Here is a 20,262-nt window from a genome sequence, read left to right on the forward strand (position 1 = left end):
AGATTGTCAGGATATGAACGAGAACGAGCAGGCCGAGTCGCAGCAGCAGCCGAAGAGCATCGTCGAGGCGATGGGGTCGATGCATCGGGTGCTCGACTCTCCGACGCTGCTGAAGCTCGGACGCGCCTTCGACAAGGCGGGCTTCGAGCTCTCCCTGGTCGGCGGCTCTGTGCGCGACGCGCTGCTCGGTCATCATGGGGTCGATCTCGACTTCACCACGAGTGCGAGCCCGGATGAGGCGCTCGCCGTACTGAAGCCGCTTGCCACGGCGCACTGGGACATCGGCCGGGCCTTCGGCACGGTGGGGGCGCGCGTCGACGGTCAGCAGGTCGAAGTCACCACGTATCGGGCTGACTCCTACGACCACCAGACCCGCAAACCGACGGTGGAGTTCGGCGACAATCTCGAAGACGATCTGAAACGACGGGACTTCACCGTCAACGCGATCGCGGTGCGACTGCCCGCACGAGCCGTGGTCGACCCCTTCGGCGGTGTGAGCGACCTGCTCGCCGGCGTGCTGCGCACGCCCGGTCCAGCCGCGGTCTCGTTCGCAGACGATCCGCTGCGCATCATGCGCCTGGCTCGCTTCGTGGCTCAGCTGGGGTTCACCGTCGACCCTGAGACCTATGACGCCGCAGCCGAGCGCTCTGCCACGATCACGATGATCTCTGCCGAGCGCGTGCGCGACGAGCTGGTCAAGATGATGCTCTCGGACGATCCCATCAGCGGTCTGCGTCTGCTGGTCGACACCGGGGTCGCAGATCACGTGCTGCCTGAGCTGCCCGCCCTGCGCCTCGAAACAGACGAACACCATCACCACAAAGACGTCTACGAGCACTCGCTCACCGTGCTGAGGCAGGCCATGGATCTCGAAGGCGATCGGCCGGATCTGGTGCTGCGCATCGCAGCGCTGCTGCACGACATCGGCAAGCCGGCGACGCGTCGTCTTGAGCCCGGCGGTGTGGTGACCTTTCACAACCACGACCTGGTGGGCGCTCGTCTGGCGACCAAGCGGCTCAAGGCGCTGCGTTTCGAGAAAGACGTGATCAAGCCCGTCGCTCGACTCATCGAGCTGCACATGCGCTTCTTCGGCTACGGCGAGCAGGAATGGTCGGATGCCGCAGTGCGGCGCTATGTGCGCGACGCCGGCCCGTTGCTGCAGCGTCTGCACTGCCTGACGCGAGCCGACATGACCACGCGCAACCAGCGTAAGGCGGCTCGGCTGCGTGCCGCCTACGACGAGCTGGAGTGGCGCATCGAGTATCTGAACGAGCAGGAGGAGCTCGCGGCCGTGCGCCCTGAGCTCGACGGGCAGCAGATCATGAGCGTCTTAGGCGTCGAGCCGGGGCCTGTCGTGGGCAAGGCCTATAAGTACCTGCTCGACCTGCGCCTCGACGAGGGGCCACTGGGTCTCGAAGAGGCGACGAAACGGCTGCAGGCCTGGTGGGCCGAGCAGCAGAGCTGAGCCTCAGAACCGTCTCGGGCACACGAAAAGACCCTGCGGTCGTCGCCGCACCGTTTCTCGCGGTGGGGCAGCGGCAGCAGGGCCTCTTCTTCTGTGGCAGCGGTTTCTCAGTCGCCGATGACCTCGGTGAGGTGCTGAATGGCGGCCTCGAGCAGGCGCAGGGCCTCTTCTGAGGCGGCGACCGACGTCTTGATCTCGTCGGCGTCGAGCTCGGCGCCGCGTGCGATCTGCTCGGCGTTGATCGCAGCGGCAGCGGTCAGCTGCGCGCGCAGCGTGGCGGGGTGGATGTTCGTCACGCGCATGATCGTCTCGATCGCGGTGCGCGAGATCGTCGAAGTCAGCGTCGAGACCGACAGACGGCGCCACTGTGCGGGCTCGGTGCCGGTCTCGGCGGCGAGCAGTGCGGCGTCGGCGGCCTTCTGCAGGGCGTCGCTGACATCCTGCAGCTTCTGCACGCTGATGCCCGAGAACTCCTCGGGAAGTTCGATGCTGGACAGGTCAGCCTTCTTGGCGGCCATATGAGCTCCTTTGCGTCAATATCTTGTGGCTCAGACGGACCGACGTCGGCGAGGCGGTCCACTGACGATCTTACGTCGCCCGTTGGGGCAGCACGAATTGACCGCACGAGGCGGGGCGACCATGGCATCCGCCGCAGAGCGAGACCGCTACGCGGCACCCAGCCGCTCACGCACCAGCGCGAGCGAGGGGTTCGTCGCCGCACTGCCGTCTGCGAAGAGCAGCGTCGGCACGGTCTGGTCGCCGCCGTTCACTTTGCTGACGATCTCGGCAGCGTCCGGGTGCTGCTCGATGTCGACCTCTTCGAACGGCACCTCGGCACGCTGCATCTGCGCCTTGAGGTTGCGGCAGTACCCGCACCAGGGAGTGGTGAACATCGTGACGTGCCCGGGCTCGGGCTGGTAGCTGGTCATATCGTCGATTCTGTCACTTTCCATGGTGCCTGCGGTGCGGTCACGCTCCGTGGTGCGGGTCTCGTTGCGTCGGGCGACGGATGCGTCAGTCGCGCTTCGTCGACGAGTCGGGCCGCTCGGCGGGCACGTCGTTGTTCGTGCCGGGCACCGGCTCGGTGCGAGGTGTGATGTCGACGCCCACCTCGGCCAGGTCGGTCTTGTTGCTGCTGATGCGGTGCCGCATGAAGAAGTAGACGACCCCCAGCAGAACGAACCAGACGGGCGTGACGATGAGTGCCTGGAGGGTGTCCTGCTCCTGTGTCAGAGCCCAGATCAGGAACGCGAAGAAGACCAACACGACGATCACGCTGACGATGCCGCCGGGCAGCCTGTAGGTCGACTTCTCATGCAGCTCGGGGCGTTTGCGTCGATAGGCGAGGTAGCTGCAGAGGATGATCGTCCAGACGAAGATGAAGAGCACCGACGAGATGGTCGTGATCACAGTGAATGCGCCGATGACCGAGTCGCCGGCGTAGAGCAGCACGATGCCTGCGAGCAGGAAGGTGCATGAGAAGAACAGCGCGTTCTTCGGCACACGACGCTTGCTCAGGGCGCTGAGCCAGAAGGGCGCGTGGCCCTGGGTGGCGAGGCCGTAGACCATGCGCGAGGTCGAGTAGATGCCGCTGTTCGCCGACGATGCGGCTGAGGTGAGCACGACCAGGTTGACGACGTGTGCGGCGATGCCGATGCCGGCCATCGCGAACATGTTGACGAAGGGCGACTGGGTCGGGTCGATCTTGTTCCACGGGTTCACTGTCAGAATCACGAAGAGCGAGCCCAGGTAGAACAGCACGATGCGCCAGGGAATCGAGTTGATCGCCTTCGGCAGCGTCGTCTGAGGGTTCTGCGTCTCGGCGGCCGCGGTGCCGACGAGTTCGATGCCCACGAAGGCGAAGACGGCGATCTGGAATCCGGCGACAAAGCCCCAGAAACCGGTCGGGAAGAAGCCTCCCTCGTCCCAGAGGTGTGTGATCGAGGCGGTGTCGCCTGACGGCGTCTGAAAGTGCGTCGCGAGCATGATGACGCCCACGACGACGAGTGCGGCGATGGCGATGATCTTGATGAGTGCGAACCAGAACTCGATCTCACCGAAGTTGCGCACGGTGGGCAGGTTGAGAGCCAGAAGTAGGGCGATCAGCAGGATCGCGGGCACCCAGAGCGGGATGTTCGGAAACCAGAAGCGTGTGTAGCCGGTGATCGCGATGACGTCGGCGACGCCGGTGACGACCCAGCACAGCCAGTATGTCCAGCCGGTGAAGAAGGTCGCCCATGGTCCCAAGAGGTCACCGGCGAAGTCGGCGAACGACCGATAGTTCAGATTCGAGAGCAGCAGCTCGCCGAGTGCGCGCATCACGAAGAACAGCATCGTTCCGATGATCGCGTAGACGAGCAGGATGCTGGGGCCGGCCAGCGAGATGGTCTTTCCGCTGCCCATGAACAGGCCCGTGCCGATGGCGCCGCCGATGGCGATGAGCTGCAGGTGCCTGTTCTGTAGGTTGCGTTCGAGTGTTGGTGTGGTCATGGAGCGCGATTCTAGTCCACACGCGCTGCAGACGTTTCACGTGAAACGCTTTGACGTGCTCACACCTGCTCTCGAATGTTTCACGTGAAACACTGTCGATCTGGTCTCTCGAGTGGTCACTCCGGCGAGGTTCGGGCATGCTCGTTCGTGCCGTCTCGAACGACGACGCCTTCTCAGATGGGGCTGTGCGGGCGGTTGCCACACATGATTCAGGTCGTAACCGTTCGCTCATGCGACCGAAACACACCTGCTTTTGAATGATGATCATGACCACATGTCCCTGATCTCCTTAAAGGAGTCGCCTCATGCAACTCATCACCGGCGTTATCCAGCCACATCGTCTGCAGGTCGTCAAAGAGGCGCTGAAAAGCGTCAACGTCCACGGACTCACCGTCACTGAAGCCACTGGATATGGAACTCAGGGTGGCCACTCCGAGGTATATCGAGGTGCTGAGGTGCGCATCGATTTCGTCGCGAAGAAGCGAATCGAGGTGCTCGTCGCGGACGAACACGTCGAATCGGTCATCGAGATGATCGTCACAGCTGCCCGCACCGGCAGTATCGGAGACGGCAAAATCTGGACCGTTCCCGTGCACAACGTCGTTCGCGTTCGCACCGGAGAGCGCGGGCCAGACGCCATCTAGCTCCCGACGGCGTTCGCCGGCCACAGCCCAAGTCGGCCAATCCCTCTGGTGCCGGTCGGTTATGGGCCCACCGGCATCTGAACTGTGCTGACGCCTCACTCACCGCACTCCGCTGGTCAGTGGAATCACGGCTTGGCAGTCATGCTGCAGCCGCAGACCAGGCGCAGCACCTTTCGAACACCTGCTTCCCGAATTATTGAGGAGACCCCTTTATGGAAACGCTTCCACAGGCAGATCTCGCCTGGAGCCTGGCTGCATTCGGCCTGGTGATGCTCATGTTCCCCGGGCTTGCCATCTACTACGGCGGCACCGTCGGCCGGAAGAATGTGCTGAACATCATGCTCATGGTGTTCAGCTCGCTGGCGATGACCGTCATTCTCTACGTGGTCTTTCTGCACGGCCTTGTGCTCGGAGACTCAGTCGGTGGGCTCGGCCTCATCGGCAACCCGTTCGACTTTGTCGGCTGGACGTCGTTCACCACAGATCTCGGCACGGGTGGTGCCGAAGACGCCTTCTGGGGGTCGTTCTTCCTGCTTTTCGCCGCGATCACGGTGGCGATCATCGCCAGTGGTGCGGTCGGCCGCATGAAGTTCAGCGCCTGGCTGGTGTTCGTTCCGGTCTGGCTGGTGCTGGTCTACGCGCCTCTGGCTCACTGGGTCTTCGCGATCTCGGATGAAGAGGCAGGCACGACCGGTGGGTGGCTGCGAAACGTCATCGAACTGCATGACTTCGCCGGCGGGACTGCGGTGCACATGAACGCGGGAGTCGCAGCACTCGCCCTTGCCTGGGTGCTCGGTCCCCGCAAGGAGATGGACCCACGCCCGCACAACATCCCCATGCTCGCGCTTGGCGGCGGCATCCTTTGGTTCGGCTGGTTCGGGTTCAACGGCGGTTCGGCCGGTGGGGCGAACTTCTTGGCGCAGTACGTGTTCATGACCACACTGCTTGCCGGATGCGCAGGCATGATCGGCTACATGATCGTCGAGAAGATTCGCACCGGCAGCGTGACCGCATTCGGCACGATCACCGGCATGATCGCCGGCCTGGTCGGCATCACTCCGTCGGCGGATGCTGTGGACGCGATCGGCTCGATCATCGTCGGCATCGCCTCTGGCGCACTGGTCGCCTGGGCGGTGACGTGGAAATCGAAGTGGGGGATCGACGACAGCCTCGACGCCTTCGCCGTGCACGGGGTCGGGGGTCTCGCAGGCACAGTCTGTGTGATCCTCATCGGTTCGTCAGCGGCGCCTGCGGGCGTGACCGGTGTGCTCTTCGGCGGAGATCCCTCCATTATCTGGCGGGAGTTCGTCGCGATCGCCGCCTGCGTTGTCTACTCATTCCTCGTGACCGCACTCATCGCGTGGGTCATGAAAAAGACCATGGGAATCCGTGTCTCCGCAGAAGTCGAGAGCCAGGGATTGGACGAAGGTCTGCACGCCGAGACTGCGTACGAGAAATAACGGCGAGAGAGCCGGGCACAAAGCCCGGATCGTGACGAGAGGTGTGGGCTCGGCTCCCAGTGTCCCGGGAGCCGAGCCCACACTCGTTCTCTTCGACCGCATCCGCCACTCTGTCGAGATCGCGTTCAATGCGGGACGGTGTTCATGCAGGCCGCGCGTGAGCAGCTGTGCGTCGACTGACCCGGTGGCGCATCACATCGCGGGTGACGGCGAACGGGGAATCAGCTGACCGCGGCGAGATGTGCGGCGATGCTGAAGCGATCATCGTAGAGCTCGGTCTGCTCGTCGGCGATCAGCCTGGCTGCGAGCTCACCGAACACGGGCGTGAATTTGAAGCCGTGGCCAGAGAGACCGGTGATCGTCACAACACGACCAGAGTCGCTGCGATCGATGATGGGCACCTTGGTGGCGGTGAAGCCCTCTGGGTGCGTGCTGTAGTGCGCAGGCTGCGGCTGCAGAGCCGGAAAGAACGAGCGTGCCTTGGCCCCGAGGCTGTCGAGCAGAGACTGCGGCAGCACACGAGGCAGGTCAGCGACCGTGCGCACTGCAGGCATCAGATTGTCCGGGCTCACCTTCACGCTGTAGCCGTCGAGTGACGGCGCTCCGAAGAAGTGCACGCCGTCACGATCACGAATGAAGGTGGGGAAGGCTCCGGGCAGAAAGTCGTCGAGACGTTCGGGAATGAACCAGGTCAGCACCAGCGGGTGCACCTTGATGACTGAAGCGAGTTCAGGGTGCAGCTCAGACGCCCATGAGCCGGTGGTGACGACGACGTGCTCGGCGTGAATGATCCGGTCAGACGTACGAATGGTGACGTGCCCGCCGTCTTCGGCGATGCTGTACACCTGTTCGTGATCGTAGAGCGTCGCTCCGTTCACACGGGCCAGCTCCTGTGCGCTGTAGACGGTGAGTTCGGGCCGCAGGCCGCCGCCCAGCAGATCGAGCACGGCCATATCGTCATCGTGAACGCGAAACTGTGGGTAGCGTTTGCGGAGCGCGTCCGCGTCGAAGACTTCGTGCGGAATGTCATGCTCCTGCACGCTCTTCACGACGTTGGCGATCGAGGTGTCCCCCTCTGGTGCTACCGACAGCGTGCCCACCGGAAGGAAGAGTTCTCGACCGGCTGCCTTCTGCAGCTCGAACCACAGCTCACGAGCGCGCATCAGCAGCGGCACGTACATGCTGCCTTCGTGGTACGCGGCGCGGTACAGCCGTGACTCGCCGGTGTACCCGCCGAACGGATGCCCGAGGCCGAACTGCTCGATGCCGATGACTCTGTCGAAGCGTTTGCTCAGCTGCCAGGCGGCAGCCGAGCCGATGGTGCCGAGGCCGATGACGACGACGTCGGCCTGTTCGATGCTCATAATATGCTCCGTTCGTCGTGCCTCTGGAGTCGGTGTGGGCGCTTCTGGGCCCCTGCTCGGCGGCCCGCTGCGTCTCAGGCCAGAGCCGGCTTGTCCCACAGGTTGAGAGAGACGCCGATTCCCCGCTCGATGGCGTTGCGATAGATCGTTGTTCCCCAGGCGACGTCTTCGACGGGCATGCCGCCGACGGAATAGATGATGATCTCATCGTCGCTTCTGCGCTTCGGGCCTTCGGCCTGGGCAATGTCAGCGATCTGTTCGATCTTCTCGAGGTTGAGCAGATCGGCGTTCACGAGATCGTAGAAGTGCGTGCCCACGATGCCGAGAATCTCATAGGCATCGGTTCCGTACTCCTCCTTCCACGCCTCGTACAACCCGGGATGATCGACGATGGTTCGAGCACGGTTGACGATGAAGTCGTCGTCGAAGTGGGCTGCTGCGGGGCAGAGGAACAGTGCTCCGGGTTTGATCCAGGTCTCGTCGAAATGCGGAAAGGTGGATGATCCGCCGGCTCCCGTGGTGACCGCCACGATAACCACGTCGGCGTCTCTCACCGCTTCCTGCTCGGTGTCAACTACATCGATCTTGGTCACCTGCGGGTATTTCTTCTGCACGTATGAGACGAAGTCGTCGATGGCCGCGCGGCCACGACCCTTGACCGTCAGAGTGTCGATGCTCGGGCGCAGCGCGAGCACCCCCTCGACTGCGGTCTTGGCCATCACGCCGGGGCCGATCACTGAGACGGTCTTCGCATCCTCGCGGGCCAGGTGCTTGACGCCGACGCCGGGAACGGCACCTGTGCGGTATGCACTCAACAGGTTGGCAGACATGACCGCCAGCGGTGCGCCGGTGTCGGTGTCATTGAGGGTGAAGAGGTGGATCGATCGCGGCAGGCCCGTGGTGCGGTTCTCGGCATTCGAGCCGTACCACTTGACGCCTGTCGTGCCGAAGCGCCCGCCGAGGTATGCGGGCATCGCCATGAAACGACGATCGGGGCCGTCTGCGGGCATTCCGGGAAAGACTGGGTGTTCGGGAAAGGTGACCATCGCACCATGCGAGTTGCCGTTGGCGCCGGCCATCTTGAAGTCGCCGTCGCGCAGCAGGACGAAGGTCTCTTCCATCACGTCGATGCATTCTGCGATCTCAGTGACACCTGCGGCGATCATGTCGCGCTCATTCAGATACAGAAAGTCGATCTCTGTTGTCATGGACGGTTCCTCTCGTCTGCACGGCTGGTGCCCTGTCTGGGCGACGACGCATCAACGTCGAAGCGGGGCGCTGAGATCCATAGTGCAGGGGCGTCGTGCCTGGGTGTGCGACATGACCGCAGGGGTTACAGGCTGGTAACGCAGCAGAAACGCAGAAGAACCTGGCGATCACATTTGCTTATGCGGGCAGCAGTGAGCGTGTTCGCTGTGTGCTCCTCCAGGTCTTCAGCGCAGCTCGACTTGCAAGGCGTCTGCGATCGCATGGGCACGTGCTCGGGCTTCGTCGACGTTCGCTCCGCGGGCGAGAGCGACCGCCACACGGCGCTCGCCGTCGACTCGAGGCTTGCCGAAGAGACGCAGCTGTGCGGTCGGGGCGGCGGCGAGTGCGGCATCCACATGATGGAACACCGGAACGCCGCTGCCGGCGACTTTGACGGGCACGCTCGCCGCCGCGCCTGGGAAGCGCTCAGGCTCGGCCACGGGGAGTCCGAGCACGGCGCGGGCATGCAGGGCGAACTCGCTGAGATCCTGGCTGACGAGCGTGACGAGCCCGGTGTCGTGCGGTCGGGGAGAGACTTCGCTGAAGATGACCTCGTCGCCCTTGACGAAGAGTTCGACCCCGAAGAGGCCCCAGCCGCCGAGCGCGTCGGTGATGCGCCGAGCGACGTCGCGGGCCTTGGTGACGATCGCCTCGCTGAGGCCGGAGCCTTCCTCGTGGCGGGGGCGGTTCTCGGCGTGCCCTTCTGAGTGGCGCAGGGGCTCTGCGTCGCCCACCGATCGAGACATGGGAATTGTGCCGTTCAGCGATCGAGACATGGAACTTGGCATGGATGAGGGGGCGGAATGCGGCATTTGCCATGATTCGGCGTAGTCGCCGTCGACCTGCAGGTGGTGCACAGGATCGAGGAACGTGGTGCCGCCAGTGTGGCGCACCGTGAGCTGGGTGATTTCGTCGTCGAAGTCGACGAAGCCCTCGACGATGCAGCGCACGGCGTGACCCTCGGCAGCGTGGCCGCGAGACCCGGTCTGGGCGGCATCCCACGCAGCGTCGGCGTCGTCGAATGTGCGCAGCACCGACTGACCATGACCCGACGACGACATGACGGGCTTGATGACCGCAGGCAGACCGAGCTCGCCGACGGCCACGCGCAGTTCTTCGACCGAATCGACGAAGCGGTACGGGCTCGTGGGCAGCCCCAAGGTCTCGGCCGCGAGACGGCGGATGCCCTCGCGGTCCATGGTGAGCACGGTCGCGCGAGCGGTGGGCACCACCCGCACCGGCCACGGCTGCTCCGCTTCGATCTCGGCGAGCACGCTGGTCGCGATGGCCTCGATCTCGGGAATGATCAGGTCAGGTCGTTCGGTCTCGAGCACGCTGCGCAGTGCTGCGGGATCCTGCATGTCGATCACGTGTGCGCGGTGGGCGACCTGATGCGCTGGTGCGTTCGCATATCGGTCGACAGCGACAGTCTCGATGCCGAGACGCTGCAGTTCGATGGTCACCTCTTTGCCGAGCTCGCCGGAGCCCAGCAGCAGTGCGCGGGTCGCATGCGGGGTGAGCGGGGTGCCGATGGTGCCGGGCGTCGTGTCGCGCACAGAGCCGCCGGCGCCGGGCGCAGCAGCAGGTGTTTTGGTCTCGGATCGAGATGCGTCGACGGGTCGACGAGATTCGTCGTCGTTGGATGCGGTGGCGGTTGCAGCGGTGCTCATGCGTCTATTGTGGCGCACTGGGCGGGCAGCAGGGGCGTCGTTTCGTGATGTGTGGTCTAGCCGAGAGAACTGGTCACTTGAATCGGGGCAGAGACGTCGGGTCTTTGCGACCGAGCGCGAAGTACGAGAGCGGGCCTGCCCAGGGGATGTTCAACGCGAGCGACCAGACCATCTTCGGCCCGTGCACCTCGTCTGAGCGCCGATGAGACAGGTCGGCAGCGGCGATGGCCGCGAGAGCGATCTGTGTGATGCCGACGACGGTGACGGCGATCTCACGGCCACGTCTCGACGCAGGTGTTCTCGATGCGGATGCGGCAGCCTGCGAGGCGGGATTCTTCGTCATGTGTCGAGCCTACTCGGGCACGACCCCGAGTTCGCGCACTTTGGCTTCGAGCTCGGCATTCGAGGGTTCGACCTGGTGGGTGCCGTCGGCGAAGGCGATGACGGGGATGTTGGTGCGGCCGCTGATGTGTTTCGCGTCTTCGGCTCGCTCGGGAGTTGCGACGAGGTCGACGTAGTCGTAGGTCACGTGGAGGTCATCGAGCAGGGCCTTGGCGCGACGGCAGTCGCCGCACCAGGCGGCACCGTAGAAGGTGACGGGAGAAGTGGATTCGGAAGTCTCAGCGGTCATGGACTCACTGTAGCGTTCAGGAGTCTATCGCCGTGATTCGACGCCTTTGACGTTGCGGCGTGAATCAATGTGCGTGAATTCTTCGGATCTTAGGCTGCACACTGCCCGGTGACGCATCGCTGCACCGGAATGGCCGTACGTGAGCGTTGCGGTGGGTGAGACGGCTTCGATTCTGTCTGGCTTGGTGTGCCCCCTGAACAGCCGAAGTCTCGAAATGCTGCCCAGATCTCCGGCTCGAACGCCGAGCTGAGAGGTCGCGTGGGGCTCTTGCGACTGGCGCCATTCGAGCGGGCGGTTGCCTTTGTGCGGCCTGCCCACGCGATTGGTACCACGCGGGCAGGCCACACAGACAGTCAGGCGCGTTCCACACGCTTGCCGTCGACCAGTGCAGGCGTCGTTCGAGCCTCATCGCGCAGGTTGGCGGGCAGTAATGACTGTGGCAGGTTCTGGTACGCCACAGGTCGTATGAAACGGCTGATCGCCGCAGATCCCACCGAGGTGCTCATTGACGCGGTAGTGGCCGGATACGGCCCTCCGTGCTGCTGCGCATAGCTCACGGTCACCCCAGTAGGCCATTCATTCCATAGGATGCGCCCGGCGCGTCGACTGAGGGCATCGATCAGCTGAGGTGCCAGCGTGTCATTTTCGTTCGCGATCAGCGTGGCAGTCAGCTGACCAGGTAACGCCTCAACCAGCTGCAGCAACTGCTCGTCGTGCTCATACTCTGCAATCAGTGTCGCCGGCCCGAAGACCTCGTCGAGGAGTGTCGGATCCTCAATCAGCGCCTGCACACTCGTGGCCAGTACGCTGGGTGCTGGGGGAGTGCTAGTGCTTGATTCTGTGAATCGCACTGGCGCGACATGGGGGTGCGCAGCGAGGCCGGCGAGCGAGGTAGCGAATCCCCGCTGGATGCGATCGTTCAGAAGGGGAACAGGATCAGGCAACTGTGCGTGCTCAAGCAGATCGCGAACTCCGGAGCCGGCGGGGTGCAACAGTAATCCGGGTTTTGTGCAGAACTGCCCTGCACCCAAGGTGAATGACTTCACATACTCGTCGACGACTGCTGCCGCACGTTCTGTGGCAGCAGAGCGAGAGACGAAGACCGGGTTGAGGCTGCCTAACTCCCCGTAGAACGGAATGGGTTCGGGTCGGCTTTGGGCTAGGTCGAACAGTGCGCGACCACCGGGAATCGAGCCCGTGAAGGCGCCGGCCTTGATGCGGGGATCAGTCAACGCTTCGACTCCAGCGTCCGTGCCGTAGATGAGCTGCAGTAGATTGTCTGGCGCCTGTACCGTGCGCAGAGCCGAGGCTACCACCTCACCGGTGAGCCGTGAGAGCTCGGGGTGACCGGAGTGCACTTTGAGCACTACGCTGTTGCCGGCAGCGAGCGCAGATGCTGTGTCTCCACCGATCACCGAGAACGCGAATGGAAAATTGCTAGCGGCAAACACCACGACCGGGCCAATAGGAATCAGTGTGCGTCGAAGGTCTGGACGCGCCCCCATTGGCCACTCGGGGTCCGCATGGTCGATGCGAGAATCGAGATACCCTCCGTCTCGAACTACTTCGGCGAACAGGCGAAGCTGGAAGCTCGTGCGCACCAGTTCACCTTGCAGACGTCCTTCTGTAAGGTGTGTCTCACGCTTGGCCATCGGCACGAGCTGGTCGGCTGCGGAATCGAGAGCTCCAGCGATCGCCTCCAAGGCTTGAGCTCTCCGCTCGACCGGGGTAGCAGCCCAGGTCAATGAGGCCTCCGCCGCACGAGTGACGATATCGGGGATCTCTGAAGATGATGTGAAATGTGCGTTCATGGGATCAGTCCTCTCGTTGGCGGGCGATAGCAAGCTGTTCAGCGGCAGCCTCGGCGAGCAGACTCACGTCGGTCGTCACCGTGATCACATTGAAGCCCTGCTGGGCACGCTTTGCCGCAGCCTCGCCGTTTGGTGTGTGGATGCCAGCGATCTTTCCAGCCTGCGTGACGGTTGATCGGATGTGCTCGACACTGGCTTCGAGCTTGGGCAGTATGGCTGGCTCGAACGGCACCTGTGCCCCAAGCCCGAGCGAGAGATCGTAGGGGCCGATGTACACGCCGTCAACGCCGTCGACCGAGACGATCGCGTCGAGATTGTCGAGGCCTTGCTGGGTCTCGATCATCACGAACAATGCGACCGTCTTGTCAACAGTGCGTGGATCTGCGCCGAGCAGATGCTCCGCGCGCATTGGCCCGTACGATCGTGCGCCTCCCGACACCGGATAGCGTGTGGCTCGAACGGCCGCACGTGCCTCGTCGGCGGTGTTGATCAGCGGAACGATGATCGCACTTGCACCCGCATCGAGGGCCTTGCCGATGTCATTGGCGTTGTTGCCCGGCACCCGCACGATGGGCGTGCTTCCTGCTGCGTCGATCACGATCAAGCTCTGAATAACGTCGGCGTAGTCGATCAGGCCGTGCTGCCAGTCGACACAGACGTAGTCAAAATGTTGTCTGGCAGCGAGCTCGAGAGCGACGGTGGGAGTGACCGCGTTCCAGAGACCGAACGAAGGCTCCGCCCCGCGCAGAGCAGCGACCTGGGCCTGGCGTCGCTGTAGCGTCGCGTTGTCGTTCATGCCTCGACACCTTCGGTGCGGATCGACGATACAGGTGTTGTGGCCGATTGTGCTTCTTCAGCTCGGGCCTGGGTGTCGGGCAGGTCGTCGAGATCTTGGTTGTAGCGCTCTTTGGCGAAGGCTACAGCGATCAGTGATACGACGCCGCAAGCTATGACGAACATGCCGACGGGGACGTAGTTGCCGCCAAAGGCGGCCAACAGTGCGGTGGCGATCAGTGGCGCAGGACCGCCCACGATGGCCGCACCCAGCTGGTACCCGAGTGATGCGCCGGTGTAGCGCACTTCGGGCGTGAAGCTTTCGGCCAGCAGCGTGCCGATGAGCGAGCCATATGTGGGCCAGACCAAGAAGAAAGAGACGATAATGCCGATGGCGAGCAGCAATGGATTGCCCGAGTTGAACAGCCACAGGTACGGCAGGATGAAGAGGATCACGGCGATGGTGCCACCCATGAAGACCTTCTTGCGGCCGATCGCGTCAGACAGTCGACCGTAGAAGAGCATGCCGGAGACGCCGAGCAGTGAGCCAATGAGCACCATGTTCAGCACGAAGCTGCGTTCATAACCGAGGCTCACCGCGTAGGTGATCGAGAATGTAGCGAAGATGAAGAAGGTCGAGGTCTCGATGAATTTGGCACCGGTTGCGATGAGAACCTCACGCCAGTGATGACGCAGCGTGGCGGCGATCGGCACACGTTCCTGCTTTCCTTGGGCCTGTACGGCACGGAAGGACGGAGTCTCGTCGACTTTGTGACGAATCCACAGGCCGAGCAGCAGCAAAGCGATCGAAGCGATGAAGGGGATGCGCCAGCCGATCGAGAGGAACAGGTCGCCGGGGAACACCCATCCGGCCAGCACCACGGCGAAATTTCCAAGGGCCAAGCCCAGGAGCGCACCGATCTGTGGCACTGCGCCGTAGAAGCCTCGCTTGCCTTTCGGGGCATACTCGACGGCCAGCAGCAGGCCTCCACCCCACTCACCCCCGAGTGCTACGCCCTGCAGCAGACGCAGCAGTGTGAGCAGAATTGGAGCGGCGACGCCGATCGTGGCGTAACTCGGCACACATCCGATTGCGACGGTGGTGAGACCCATGAGGGTGAGCGTCATGACGAGCGTGCGTTTGCGTCCGATGCGGTCGCCGATGTGGCTGAAGATGATGCCGCCGATGGGGCGAATGAGGAAGGCCAGCGCGAATGAGGCGAGGGCCAGCAGCTGACTGACGATAGGGTCGTTTGAGGGGAAGAACAGCGGTCCGAAGACCAGGCCGCTCATTGTGCCGTAGAGGAAGTAGTCGTACCACTCGATGGTGCTGCCAATGGCACTGCCCCATAGGGCACGCGTACGGTCTTTATGCGGAATCTCTGTCGGGCTCGGTGAGCTCGCGGTCGTCGTTGTCATTATGGCTCCTTGATGATGAGAGGTGATCGACGATGATCACCGGTTGCAGAGGATGGGGAGGCTGCACTCAGACGGGCTGGCTTGCAGGAGAGTTGGGGATGATGACAGGGCGTCCGATGGCGCCCTCGGTCAGGGTGTGCAGAGCTTCATTGACGTCTTCGAGAGAGAACCGCTGGTCGATGAGCTGATTCAGAGGCAGCCTGCCTGCGAGATAGAGATCGAGGACCTCGGGGATTTGCAGGGGGGTGTTCGACGAGCCGTAGAGTGAGCCGTCGATGCTCTTGCCATTCTGCACGAGATGATTGATAGGCAGTTCGGCCGTGTCTCCCACGGCGCCGAGTCCGGCGATGACTGCTTTGCCGCCCTTGCGCAGACTGAAAATGGCCTGGCTGATAGTGCCGGGGCGTCCGATTGCCTCGATGGCGTAGTGCGCTCCTGTGCCGGTGAGACGTTGCACCTCGGCCACGACATCTTGGGTGACTGCGTTGATCACATCTGTGGCGCCGAGCTCGAGCGCTTTATTGAGGCGTGCCGGCACGACGTCAGAGACGATGATGCGCTGTGCGCCGACCAGCTGGGCTCCGAGTACAGCTGAAAGTCCGACGCCCCCAGCCCCGATGATCAAGACGGACTTGCCCGTGACGTCTGGAAGCCGGTTCAGCACGACGCCCATACCGGTGATGACGGCACACCCCGTGATAGCAGCGATCTCGCTTGGCACCTCGTGGGGTACGCGAACTACTGACTCTTGGGGCACCACGCTCTCCTGCGCGAAGCAAGAGATGCCCATGAGGTGATACCGTGGCGCTTCTGACAGGCTGAGGCGTGTGCCTCCGCCCATGAGCTCGTTGGTCGTGCCGTGTACGGCGCCCTTGTCACACAGCGCCGGTTGCCCTGACAGGCAGTATTCGCATTGTCCGCAGCGTGGCCGCCACAGCATAACGACCTTATCGCCGGCAGCTACTGAGGTAACTCCCTCGCCGACTTCCGTCACAATGCCACAGCCTTCGTGGCCGGGCACCAGAGGCAGTCGTGCGTCGAGGTCTCCCATCCAGTAATGCAGATCGCTGTGGCAGACGCCTGCAGCTTCGATTCGCACGCGAACCTCGCCGGCTCTGGGCGCTGCAAGATCGAGATCCTCGATGACGAGGGGCTCGTGGGGTCGGTGCATCACCGCTGCTTTCATCACACACTCCTTCGTGTTGGCCGCTTGCGCCTATCCTCGGGGAATCGAGACGATGCCGACGCGAGCGGCTGCTGAGATATTGTGTGACTTCAGGCAATGACGATGACAAAGAACGTTTCGGTGAGTGAGACGAAAATCGTATGCGATCAAGAGGGAGTGAGCCGCCAAAGCGACCTAGTATTGCGAGGTGTTTGCAATATGCAATGACGCTTAGAGTGATCCAAGTGCTGGATTTGTGCGGATCTGTCGATTCAACCCGAGGGTCGCCGCGTAGACAGTTGGAGCGAAGCGACGAATATCTCCCTCAGATGCCGGTCCAGTGAGCGATATGGCAGCAATGGGTGAGCGGTCTTGTCGCAGCAAGGGGCTCGATACACAGGCAACACCCTCTGCGGATTCCGCGACCTCGAATGCGACACCAGTGGCTCGTATCTCAGCAAACTGTCGGTGTAGTACCGCAGTGTCTGTGATTGTGCGCGGGCCGAGCTTCATCAATGGCCCGGCAAGCAATCCAGCGGTGACACTTGTGTCGGAGTATGCCATCAGCGCTTTGCCTGCTGCAGACGCATGTGCGGGTACGCGTCCTCCGACCCGTGAGGGGAGATGCTCGGGGATGCTTCTGCCGTGCAAAATCTCGATGTAGACCAGATCACCACCGCGCAGCACCGTGAGCTGCACTGTGAGGCCGGTCGCTTGTCGAAGGTCAGACATGGCTGCGACAGCCAGGCGGCGCAGCAGTTTAGACCTGCCAACCATCTCACCAAGTTCGAAGCAGCGCATGCCTAGCTGATAGCCGTGCTCGACACGTTCGAGCAGATCAGTGTCGACCAGCTCTTGGGTGATGCGTGCGACTGTCGCCTTCGGGATGGCGGTGCGTTTCGACAGAGCCCCCAGGCTGAGCACTGGATCGGTGACCGTGAATGCCTGCAGAATCAGAGAGACACGACCGATCATAGATTTCGGGACGGTGCTGAGGCCTTCACGGGACATGCCGAGATTCTATCGAGCAAGCGGTCTTTATCGACACAATCGGGCAGAGCACGGCGCACACGGTGTAGCGCACGTCCAATGCAGTATGTTTCGGGCCTGCGGTTGAAGACTATGTCGTGAGTTGTCGCCGACAGTGATCTTCATCTGGCAGACGCCGACGCCGACTTCCCGACTTTCACGCTTGACGATTCAAGCAGTTCAATCACGGCAGCCACTGCCGGTGTTGTTCCCTCGACTACTTAGATCAGGATACTGAGGGGGCAATGGCGCCACGGTCTGTTTCAGGAGAACATGCGGCTTCTGGTGTCGGCAGAGTCGTCTGCGTGGTGACAGGCAGATCAGCAACTTCTGAAGCACAGCCGTGTTGTCCAGTGCAAACGAGTGTGGGTCGGTCAAGGCGCTTGTCAAGATTTGGTCGGCAGTAGGTGGGGCGGATGGCCCTCCTCGTGGCGTTGTCGGTGCGGTCGCTGAACGGTACGGGCCTGATCGCCGATGTTTCACGTGAAACATCGCGCTTGGGTGAGTGGTGAATTCGTACGTCGGATGCGGATGCGGATGCGATCGCCGTGCAGGCTGCCGACTAACGAAAGGACGGAAGGCCGGAGTGGCGTGCATCGTCTGCGGCGGGCACAGCGCGCCAACATGCTGTCGGAGGGCTTCGATACAATGTGCGCAACCGCGGTCCGCAGCGTCTCGGCGCGCGAGGCCAGTCATCACCGAAGCCTGAAGGGCAAGTGATCCCATGGGAATCATCGTTCTCGCCGTCGTCATCGTCATTCTGATTCTGCTCGCCTTTGGCACGTTCTTCACCGTGCAGACGCAGACCAACACCATCATTGAGCGCTTCGGCCGTTTCGTGCGAATCGCACAGCCTGGTCTGAACGTCAAGATCCCACTCATCGAGAAGAAGGCCGGCGTGGTCTCGCTGCGTGTGCAGCAGCTCGACCTGCAGGTCGAGACCAAGACCAAAGACAACGTGTTCGTGCTCGTGCTGGTCTCGGTGCAGTACGCGGTGCTGCCGCAGCGGGTCGCCGACGCCTGGTATCGCCTCGACGACCCCGAAGCCCAGATCAAGAGCTACGTCTTCGACGCCGTGCGGGCCACCGTGCCGAACCTGCAGCTTGACGAGGCGTTCGAGCGCAAAGACGACATCGCGCAGACCGTAGGTGCGGCGCTCGCCGGCGAAATGGGGGAGTTCGGCTACCAGATCATCAAGACGCTGGTCACCGACATCAATCCCGACGCCAGCGTGAAGTCGGCGATGAACCGCATCAACGCCGCTCAGCGCGAACGCGTCGCCGCGCAGGATCTCGCCGAGGCCGATCGCATCCGCGTGGTCACCGAGGCGCGAGCCGAGGCCGAAGCGAAGCAGCTGCAGGGCGAGGGCATCGCGAACCAGCGCAAGGCGATCATCGACGGTCTGCATGCGTCGATCGCCGAGCTGCGGCATGAGGGCATCGAAGAGTCTGACGTCATCAACCTGATTCTGCTGACGCAGTACTTCGACACGCTGACCACACTCGGCCGCAACGGCGCGACGACCGTGCTGCTGCCCGGCACCCCGGGCGGAGTCTCGCAGCTTGGCGACGAGATTCGCACCGCGCTGCTGACGCAGGATGCCGTGCGTGAGGGGCAGACAGAGCAGCGTGTCGCGCAGAGCCTGGACGAGGCCCGCAATCGCGCGGCCGCCCAACGAGGCACCCATCGCGACGATCAGTCTGGCGCGGAGCGCGGTGCTCAGCGTGGCAGCGCACGCCGTGACGGCAACTCGGGCGGCGGTTCGAGCGCGGACGGCACCGGTGAGCCGACAGGCCGCTGATGACGGCCAGCACCGAGCATCGAGATGTCGCGGGGGCAGGCGAGACGGGCGTGACGAGAAAGGCCGCAGAGATGGTAGAGACCGCAGCAGACAGCATCCACATTGACCTCCCGGTCGCGATCGTCACCGGAGCCACCGGAGGCATGGGGCGGCTCATCGTCGCTGACTTGGCCCGCGACCATCGTGTGATCGCGGTCGGGCGTGACCAGAGCATCCTGCGGCAGCTTGCTCACGAGCACGGGGCCGAGCCGTTTGCCGCCGACCTCGCCGCCGTCTTCGACGCGCGAGTCGCAGCCGAGATGCGCGATGTCGCAGACGGCGCGGCTGGCAGAGAGTCCAGCTGCACATCAGACCGAGCCGAGGGTGCGGCCAGTGCCGAGGCGAACGGCAGCGGCACCGACAGCATGAGAGGCGAACGCGACGCGATCGCTGAGCTGGCGACCGTCGTCGATCGGGTGGATGTCGTGGTGCACGCCGCAGCCATCGCGCGCCGCAACTCGGTGGCTGACGCGCCGGCCGCAGAGTGGCAGCGGCACTTCTCTCTGAACGTCGGCGCACCGGCGGCGCTCACTGCGGCACTGCTGCCGAAGCTCAGGGCGAGTCACGGTATCGCGGTGTTCATCAACTCGGGGGCAGGGTCGAATCCGCAGCCGGGCAACGCCGTCTATGCCATGTCGAAACATGCGCTCTTCGGCGTCGTCGACTCGCTGCGCAAAGAAGAGGCGAATGCCGGGGTGCGTGTGACCACGGTGAGCCCGGGCCCGACCGATACGCCGATGCTGCACCTGATGAACCATGACGCCGAAGCTGCGCAGACCTCTGCAGCCGTGCCGAAGCCTGCCTACGAGATCATCGATCCGGCAGAGATCGCTCGTGCTGTGCGTTTCGTCGTCGATGCCGGGCCGTCTACCCAGATCACCAATGTCGACGTGCGCCCGCGCATCGAGCTCGGTGATCGCATCTCCGACGCCTTCGACGCCTGAGCCATTTCGGGGCCAGCCCGTGCGCACATCTGCGTCGAGACATGGCAAATGTCGTCGTAGCCCATCGAGACATGCCAAGTTCCATGTTTGGATGCGGTGACCGAGCATTTGCCATGTCTCGATGGAGGCTGGCGGCGGGAACGGTGTTAGCTGCGGCGGGAACCGGGAAAAGTGCTGGCAGTAGCGGCAACCGGGAATAGCGCTGGCGGCGGCGAAACGATGCAGTGCAAGTCTTACCCTGAGCCCTGAGCCCTGAGCCCTGAGCCCTGAGCCCTGAGCCCTGAGCCCTGAGCCCCGACCAGCAGCCC

18 protein-coding genes are annotated in these 20,262 nt (G+C 63.2%); 5 read left to right on the forward strand and 13 right to left on the reverse strand.

From position 1 onward, the window contains the following. The first annotated feature begins 13 nt into the window (after positions 1 to 13). Positions 14 to 1,465, forward strand: coding sequence for a CCA tRNA nucleotidyltransferase (locus tag F8O07_RS01690; protein ID WP_158030442.1), 1,452 nt, complete (start codon positions 14 to 16; stop codon positions 1,463 to 1,465). A 107-nt stretch (positions 1,466 to 1,572) separates the two neighbouring features. Here F8O07_RS01690 and F8O07_RS01695 read toward each other — a convergent pair whose 3' ends face one another. The 3 genes from F8O07_RS01695 to F8O07_RS01705 all read right to left on the reverse strand — a co-directional run bounded on the left by F8O07_RS01695 (position 1,573) and on the right by F8O07_RS01705 (position 3,955). Beyond that, a complete protein-coding gene (locus tag F8O07_RS01695) occupies positions 1,573 to 1,983 on the reverse strand; it encodes a hypothetical protein (protein WP_158030443.1) in 411 nt (136 codons plus the stop codon). A 147-nt stretch (positions 1,984 to 2,130) separates the two neighbouring features. After that, positions 2,131 to 2,394, reverse strand: coding sequence for a mycoredoxin (locus F8O07_RS01700; protein WP_158030444.1), 264 nt, complete (start codon positions 2,392 to 2,394; stop codon positions 2,131 to 2,133). A gap of 85 nt (positions 2,395 to 2,479) precedes the next feature. After that, positions 2,480 to 3,955 (reverse strand): amino acid permease, encoded by a 1,476-nt coding sequence (locus F8O07_RS01705; protein ID WP_158030445.1) that lies wholly within the window; start codon positions 3,953 to 3,955, stop codon positions 2,480 to 2,482. A 305-nt stretch (positions 3,956 to 4,260) separates the two neighbouring features. Here F8O07_RS01705 and F8O07_RS01710 point away from each other — a divergent pair, with 305 nt between their 5' ends. Then, positions 4,261 to 4,599, forward strand: coding sequence for a P-II family nitrogen regulator (locus F8O07_RS01710; protein ID WP_158030446.1), 339 nt, complete (start codon positions 4,261 to 4,263; stop codon positions 4,597 to 4,599). 212 nt (positions 4,600 to 4,811) lie between these two features. Beyond that, positions 4,812 to 6,059, forward strand: a complete 1,248-nt coding sequence (locus tag F8O07_RS01715) for an ammonium transporter (RefSeq protein WP_158030447.1) — start codon at positions 4,812 to 4,814, stop codon at positions 6,057 to 6,059. Between the two features lie 221 nt (positions 6,060 to 6,280). On the opposite strand, the gene solA is transcribed toward F8O07_RS01715, so the two are convergent. The 10 genes from solA to F8O07_RS01765 all read right to left on the reverse strand — a co-directional run bounded on the left by solA (position 6,281) and on the right by F8O07_RS01765 (position 17,152). Then, positions 6,281 to 7,423, reverse strand: coding sequence for an N-methyl-L-tryptophan oxidase (gene solA / locus F8O07_RS01720; RefSeq protein WP_158030448.1), 1,143 nt, complete (start codon positions 7,421 to 7,423; stop codon positions 6,281 to 6,283). Positions 7,424 to 7,497: 74 nt separating this feature from the next. Further along, positions 7,498 to 8,631: a tyramine oxidase subunit B gene (locus F8O07_RS01725; protein WP_158030449.1), complete on the reverse strand. Its 1,134-nt coding sequence runs from the start codon at positions 8,629 to 8,631 to the stop codon at positions 7,498 to 7,500. 225 nt (positions 8,632 to 8,856) lie between these two features. Further along, positions 8,857 to 10,341, reverse strand: coding sequence for a formate-dependent phosphoribosylglycinamide formyltransferase (purT, locus tag F8O07_RS10620; RefSeq protein ID WP_225733124.1), 1,485 nt, complete (start codon positions 10,339 to 10,341; stop codon positions 8,857 to 8,859). A 73-nt stretch (positions 10,342 to 10,414) separates the two neighbouring features. Further along, positions 10,415 to 10,684: a PLDc N-terminal domain-containing protein gene (locus F8O07_RS01735; protein WP_158030450.1), complete on the reverse strand. Its 270-nt coding sequence runs from the start codon at positions 10,682 to 10,684 to the stop codon at positions 10,415 to 10,417. Positions 10,685 to 10,693: 9 nt separating this feature from the next. Next, on the reverse strand, positions 10,694 to 10,972 hold the full coding sequence (locus F8O07_RS01740) for a glutaredoxin family protein (RefSeq protein WP_158030451.1): 279 nt from the start codon (positions 10,970 to 10,972) through the stop codon (positions 10,694 to 10,696). Positions 10,973 to 11,325: 353 nt separating this feature from the next. Next, entirely contained in the window at positions 11,326 to 12,783 is a 1,458-nt protein-coding gene (locus F8O07_RS01745; RefSeq protein WP_158030452.1) for an aldehyde dehydrogenase (NADP(+)), read from the reverse strand. A 4-nt stretch (positions 12,784 to 12,787) separates the two neighbouring features. After that, positions 12,788 to 13,579: an HpcH/HpaI aldolase family protein gene (locus F8O07_RS01750; RefSeq protein ID WP_158030453.1), complete on the reverse strand. Its 792-nt coding sequence runs from the start codon at positions 13,577 to 13,579 to the stop codon at positions 12,788 to 12,790. Continuing rightward, positions 13,576 to 14,976, reverse strand: a complete 1,401-nt coding sequence (locus F8O07_RS01755) for an MFS transporter (RefSeq protein WP_158030454.1) — start codon at positions 14,974 to 14,976, stop codon at positions 13,576 to 13,578. The genes F8O07_RS01750 and F8O07_RS01755 overlap by 4 nt, the downstream gene beginning before the upstream one ends. Positions 14,977 to 15,043: 67 nt before the next feature. Then, positions 15,044 to 16,162 carry a zinc-binding dehydrogenase gene (locus F8O07_RS10820; protein WP_158030455.1) on the reverse strand — a complete coding sequence of 373 codons (1,119 nt, stop codon included), beginning with the start codon at positions 16,160 to 16,162 and terminating at the stop codon, positions 15,044 to 15,046. A 210-nt stretch (positions 16,163 to 16,372) separates the two neighbouring features. Further along, positions 16,373 to 17,152, reverse strand: a complete 780-nt coding sequence (locus tag F8O07_RS01765; protein WP_158030456.1) for an IclR family transcriptional regulator — start codon at positions 17,150 to 17,152, stop codon at positions 16,373 to 16,375. A gap of 742 nt (positions 17,153 to 17,894) precedes the next feature. Between F8O07_RS01765 and F8O07_RS01770 the strand changes: the two genes are divergently transcribed. Next, complete coding sequence (locus F8O07_RS01770; protein WP_158030457.1) at positions 17,895 to 18,971, forward strand: SPFH domain-containing protein; 1,077 nt, start codon at positions 17,895 to 17,897, stop codon at positions 18,969 to 18,971. A gap of 71 nt (positions 18,972 to 19,042) precedes the next feature. Beyond that, positions 19,043 to 19,954 (forward strand): SDR family NAD(P)-dependent oxidoreductase, encoded by a 912-nt coding sequence (locus F8O07_RS01775; RefSeq protein ID WP_225733125.1) that lies wholly within the window; start codon positions 19,043 to 19,045, stop codon positions 19,952 to 19,954. Positions 19,955 to 20,262: the final 308 nt, after the last annotated feature.

It is taken from the genome of Pseudoclavibacter sp. CFCC 13796 (assembly GCF_008831185.1).
In the GTDB taxonomy this organism is placed as follows: domain Bacteria; phylum Actinomycetota; class Actinomycetes; order Actinomycetales; family Microbacteriaceae; genus Pseudoclavibacter_A.

Bases quoted from the DNA above. Each gene is read 5' to 3' on its own strand.
- F8O07_RS01690 (WP_158030442.1), top strand. From the start codon at position 14: ATGAACGAGAACGAGCAGGCCGAGTCGCAGCAGCAGCCGAAGAGCATC.
- F8O07_RS01695 (WP_158030443.1), bottom strand. From the start codon at position 1,983: ATGGCCGCCAAGAAGGCTGACCTGTCCAGCATCGAACTTCCCGAGGAG.
- F8O07_RS01700 (WP_158030444.1), bottom strand. From the start codon at position 2,394: ATGACCAGCTACCAGCCCGAGCCCGGGCACGTCACGATGTTCACCACT.
- F8O07_RS01705 (WP_158030445.1), bottom strand. From the start codon at position 3,955: ATGACCACACCAACACTCGAACGCAACCTACAGAACAGGCACCTGCAG.
- F8O07_RS01710 (WP_158030446.1), top strand. From the start codon at position 4,261: ATGCAACTCATCACCGGCGTTATCCAGCCACATCGTCTGCAGGTCGTC.
- F8O07_RS01715 (WP_158030447.1), top strand. From the start codon at position 4,812: ATGGAAACGCTTCCACAGGCAGATCTCGCCTGGAGCCTGGCTGCATTC.
- solA (WP_158030448.1), bottom strand. From the start codon at position 7,423: ATGAGCATCGAACAGGCCGACGTCGTCGTCATCGGCCTCGGCACCATC.
- F8O07_RS01725 (WP_158030449.1), bottom strand. From the start codon at position 8,631: ATGACAACAGAGATCGACTTTCTGTATCTGAATGAGCGCGACATGATC.
- purT (WP_225733124.1), bottom strand. From the start codon at position 10,341: ATGAGCACCGCTGCAACCGCCACCGCATCCAACGACGACGAATCTCGT.
- F8O07_RS01735 (WP_158030450.1), bottom strand. From the start codon at position 10,684: ATGACGAAGAATCCCGCCTCGCAGGCTGCCGCATCCGCATCGAGAACA.
- F8O07_RS01740 (WP_158030451.1), bottom strand. From the start codon at position 10,972: ATGACCGCTGAGACTTCCGAATCCACTTCTCCCGTCACCTTCTACGGT.
- F8O07_RS01745 (WP_158030452.1), bottom strand. From the start codon at position 12,783: ATGAACGCACATTTCACATCATCTTCAGAGATCCCCGATATCGTCACT.
- F8O07_RS01750 (WP_158030453.1), bottom strand. From the start codon at position 13,579: ATGAACGACAACGCGACGCTACAGCGACGCCAGGCCCAGGTCGCTGCT.
- F8O07_RS01755 (WP_158030454.1), bottom strand. From the start codon at position 14,976: ATGACAACGACGACCGCGAGCTCACCGAGCCCGACAGAGATTCCGCAT.
- F8O07_RS10820 (WP_158030455.1), bottom strand. From the start codon at position 16,162: ATGAAAGCAGCGGTGATGCACCGACCCCACGAGCCCCTCGTCATCGAG.
- F8O07_RS01765 (WP_158030456.1), bottom strand. From the start codon at position 17,152: ATGTCCCGTGAAGGCCTCAGCACCGTCCCGAAATCTATGATCGGTCGT.
- F8O07_RS01770 (WP_158030457.1), top strand. From the start codon at position 17,895: ATGGGAATCATCGTTCTCGCCGTCGTCATCGTCATTCTGATTCTGCTC.
- F8O07_RS01775 (WP_225733125.1), top strand. From the start codon at position 19,043: ATGGTAGAGACCGCAGCAGACAGCATCCACATTGACCTCCCGGTCGCG.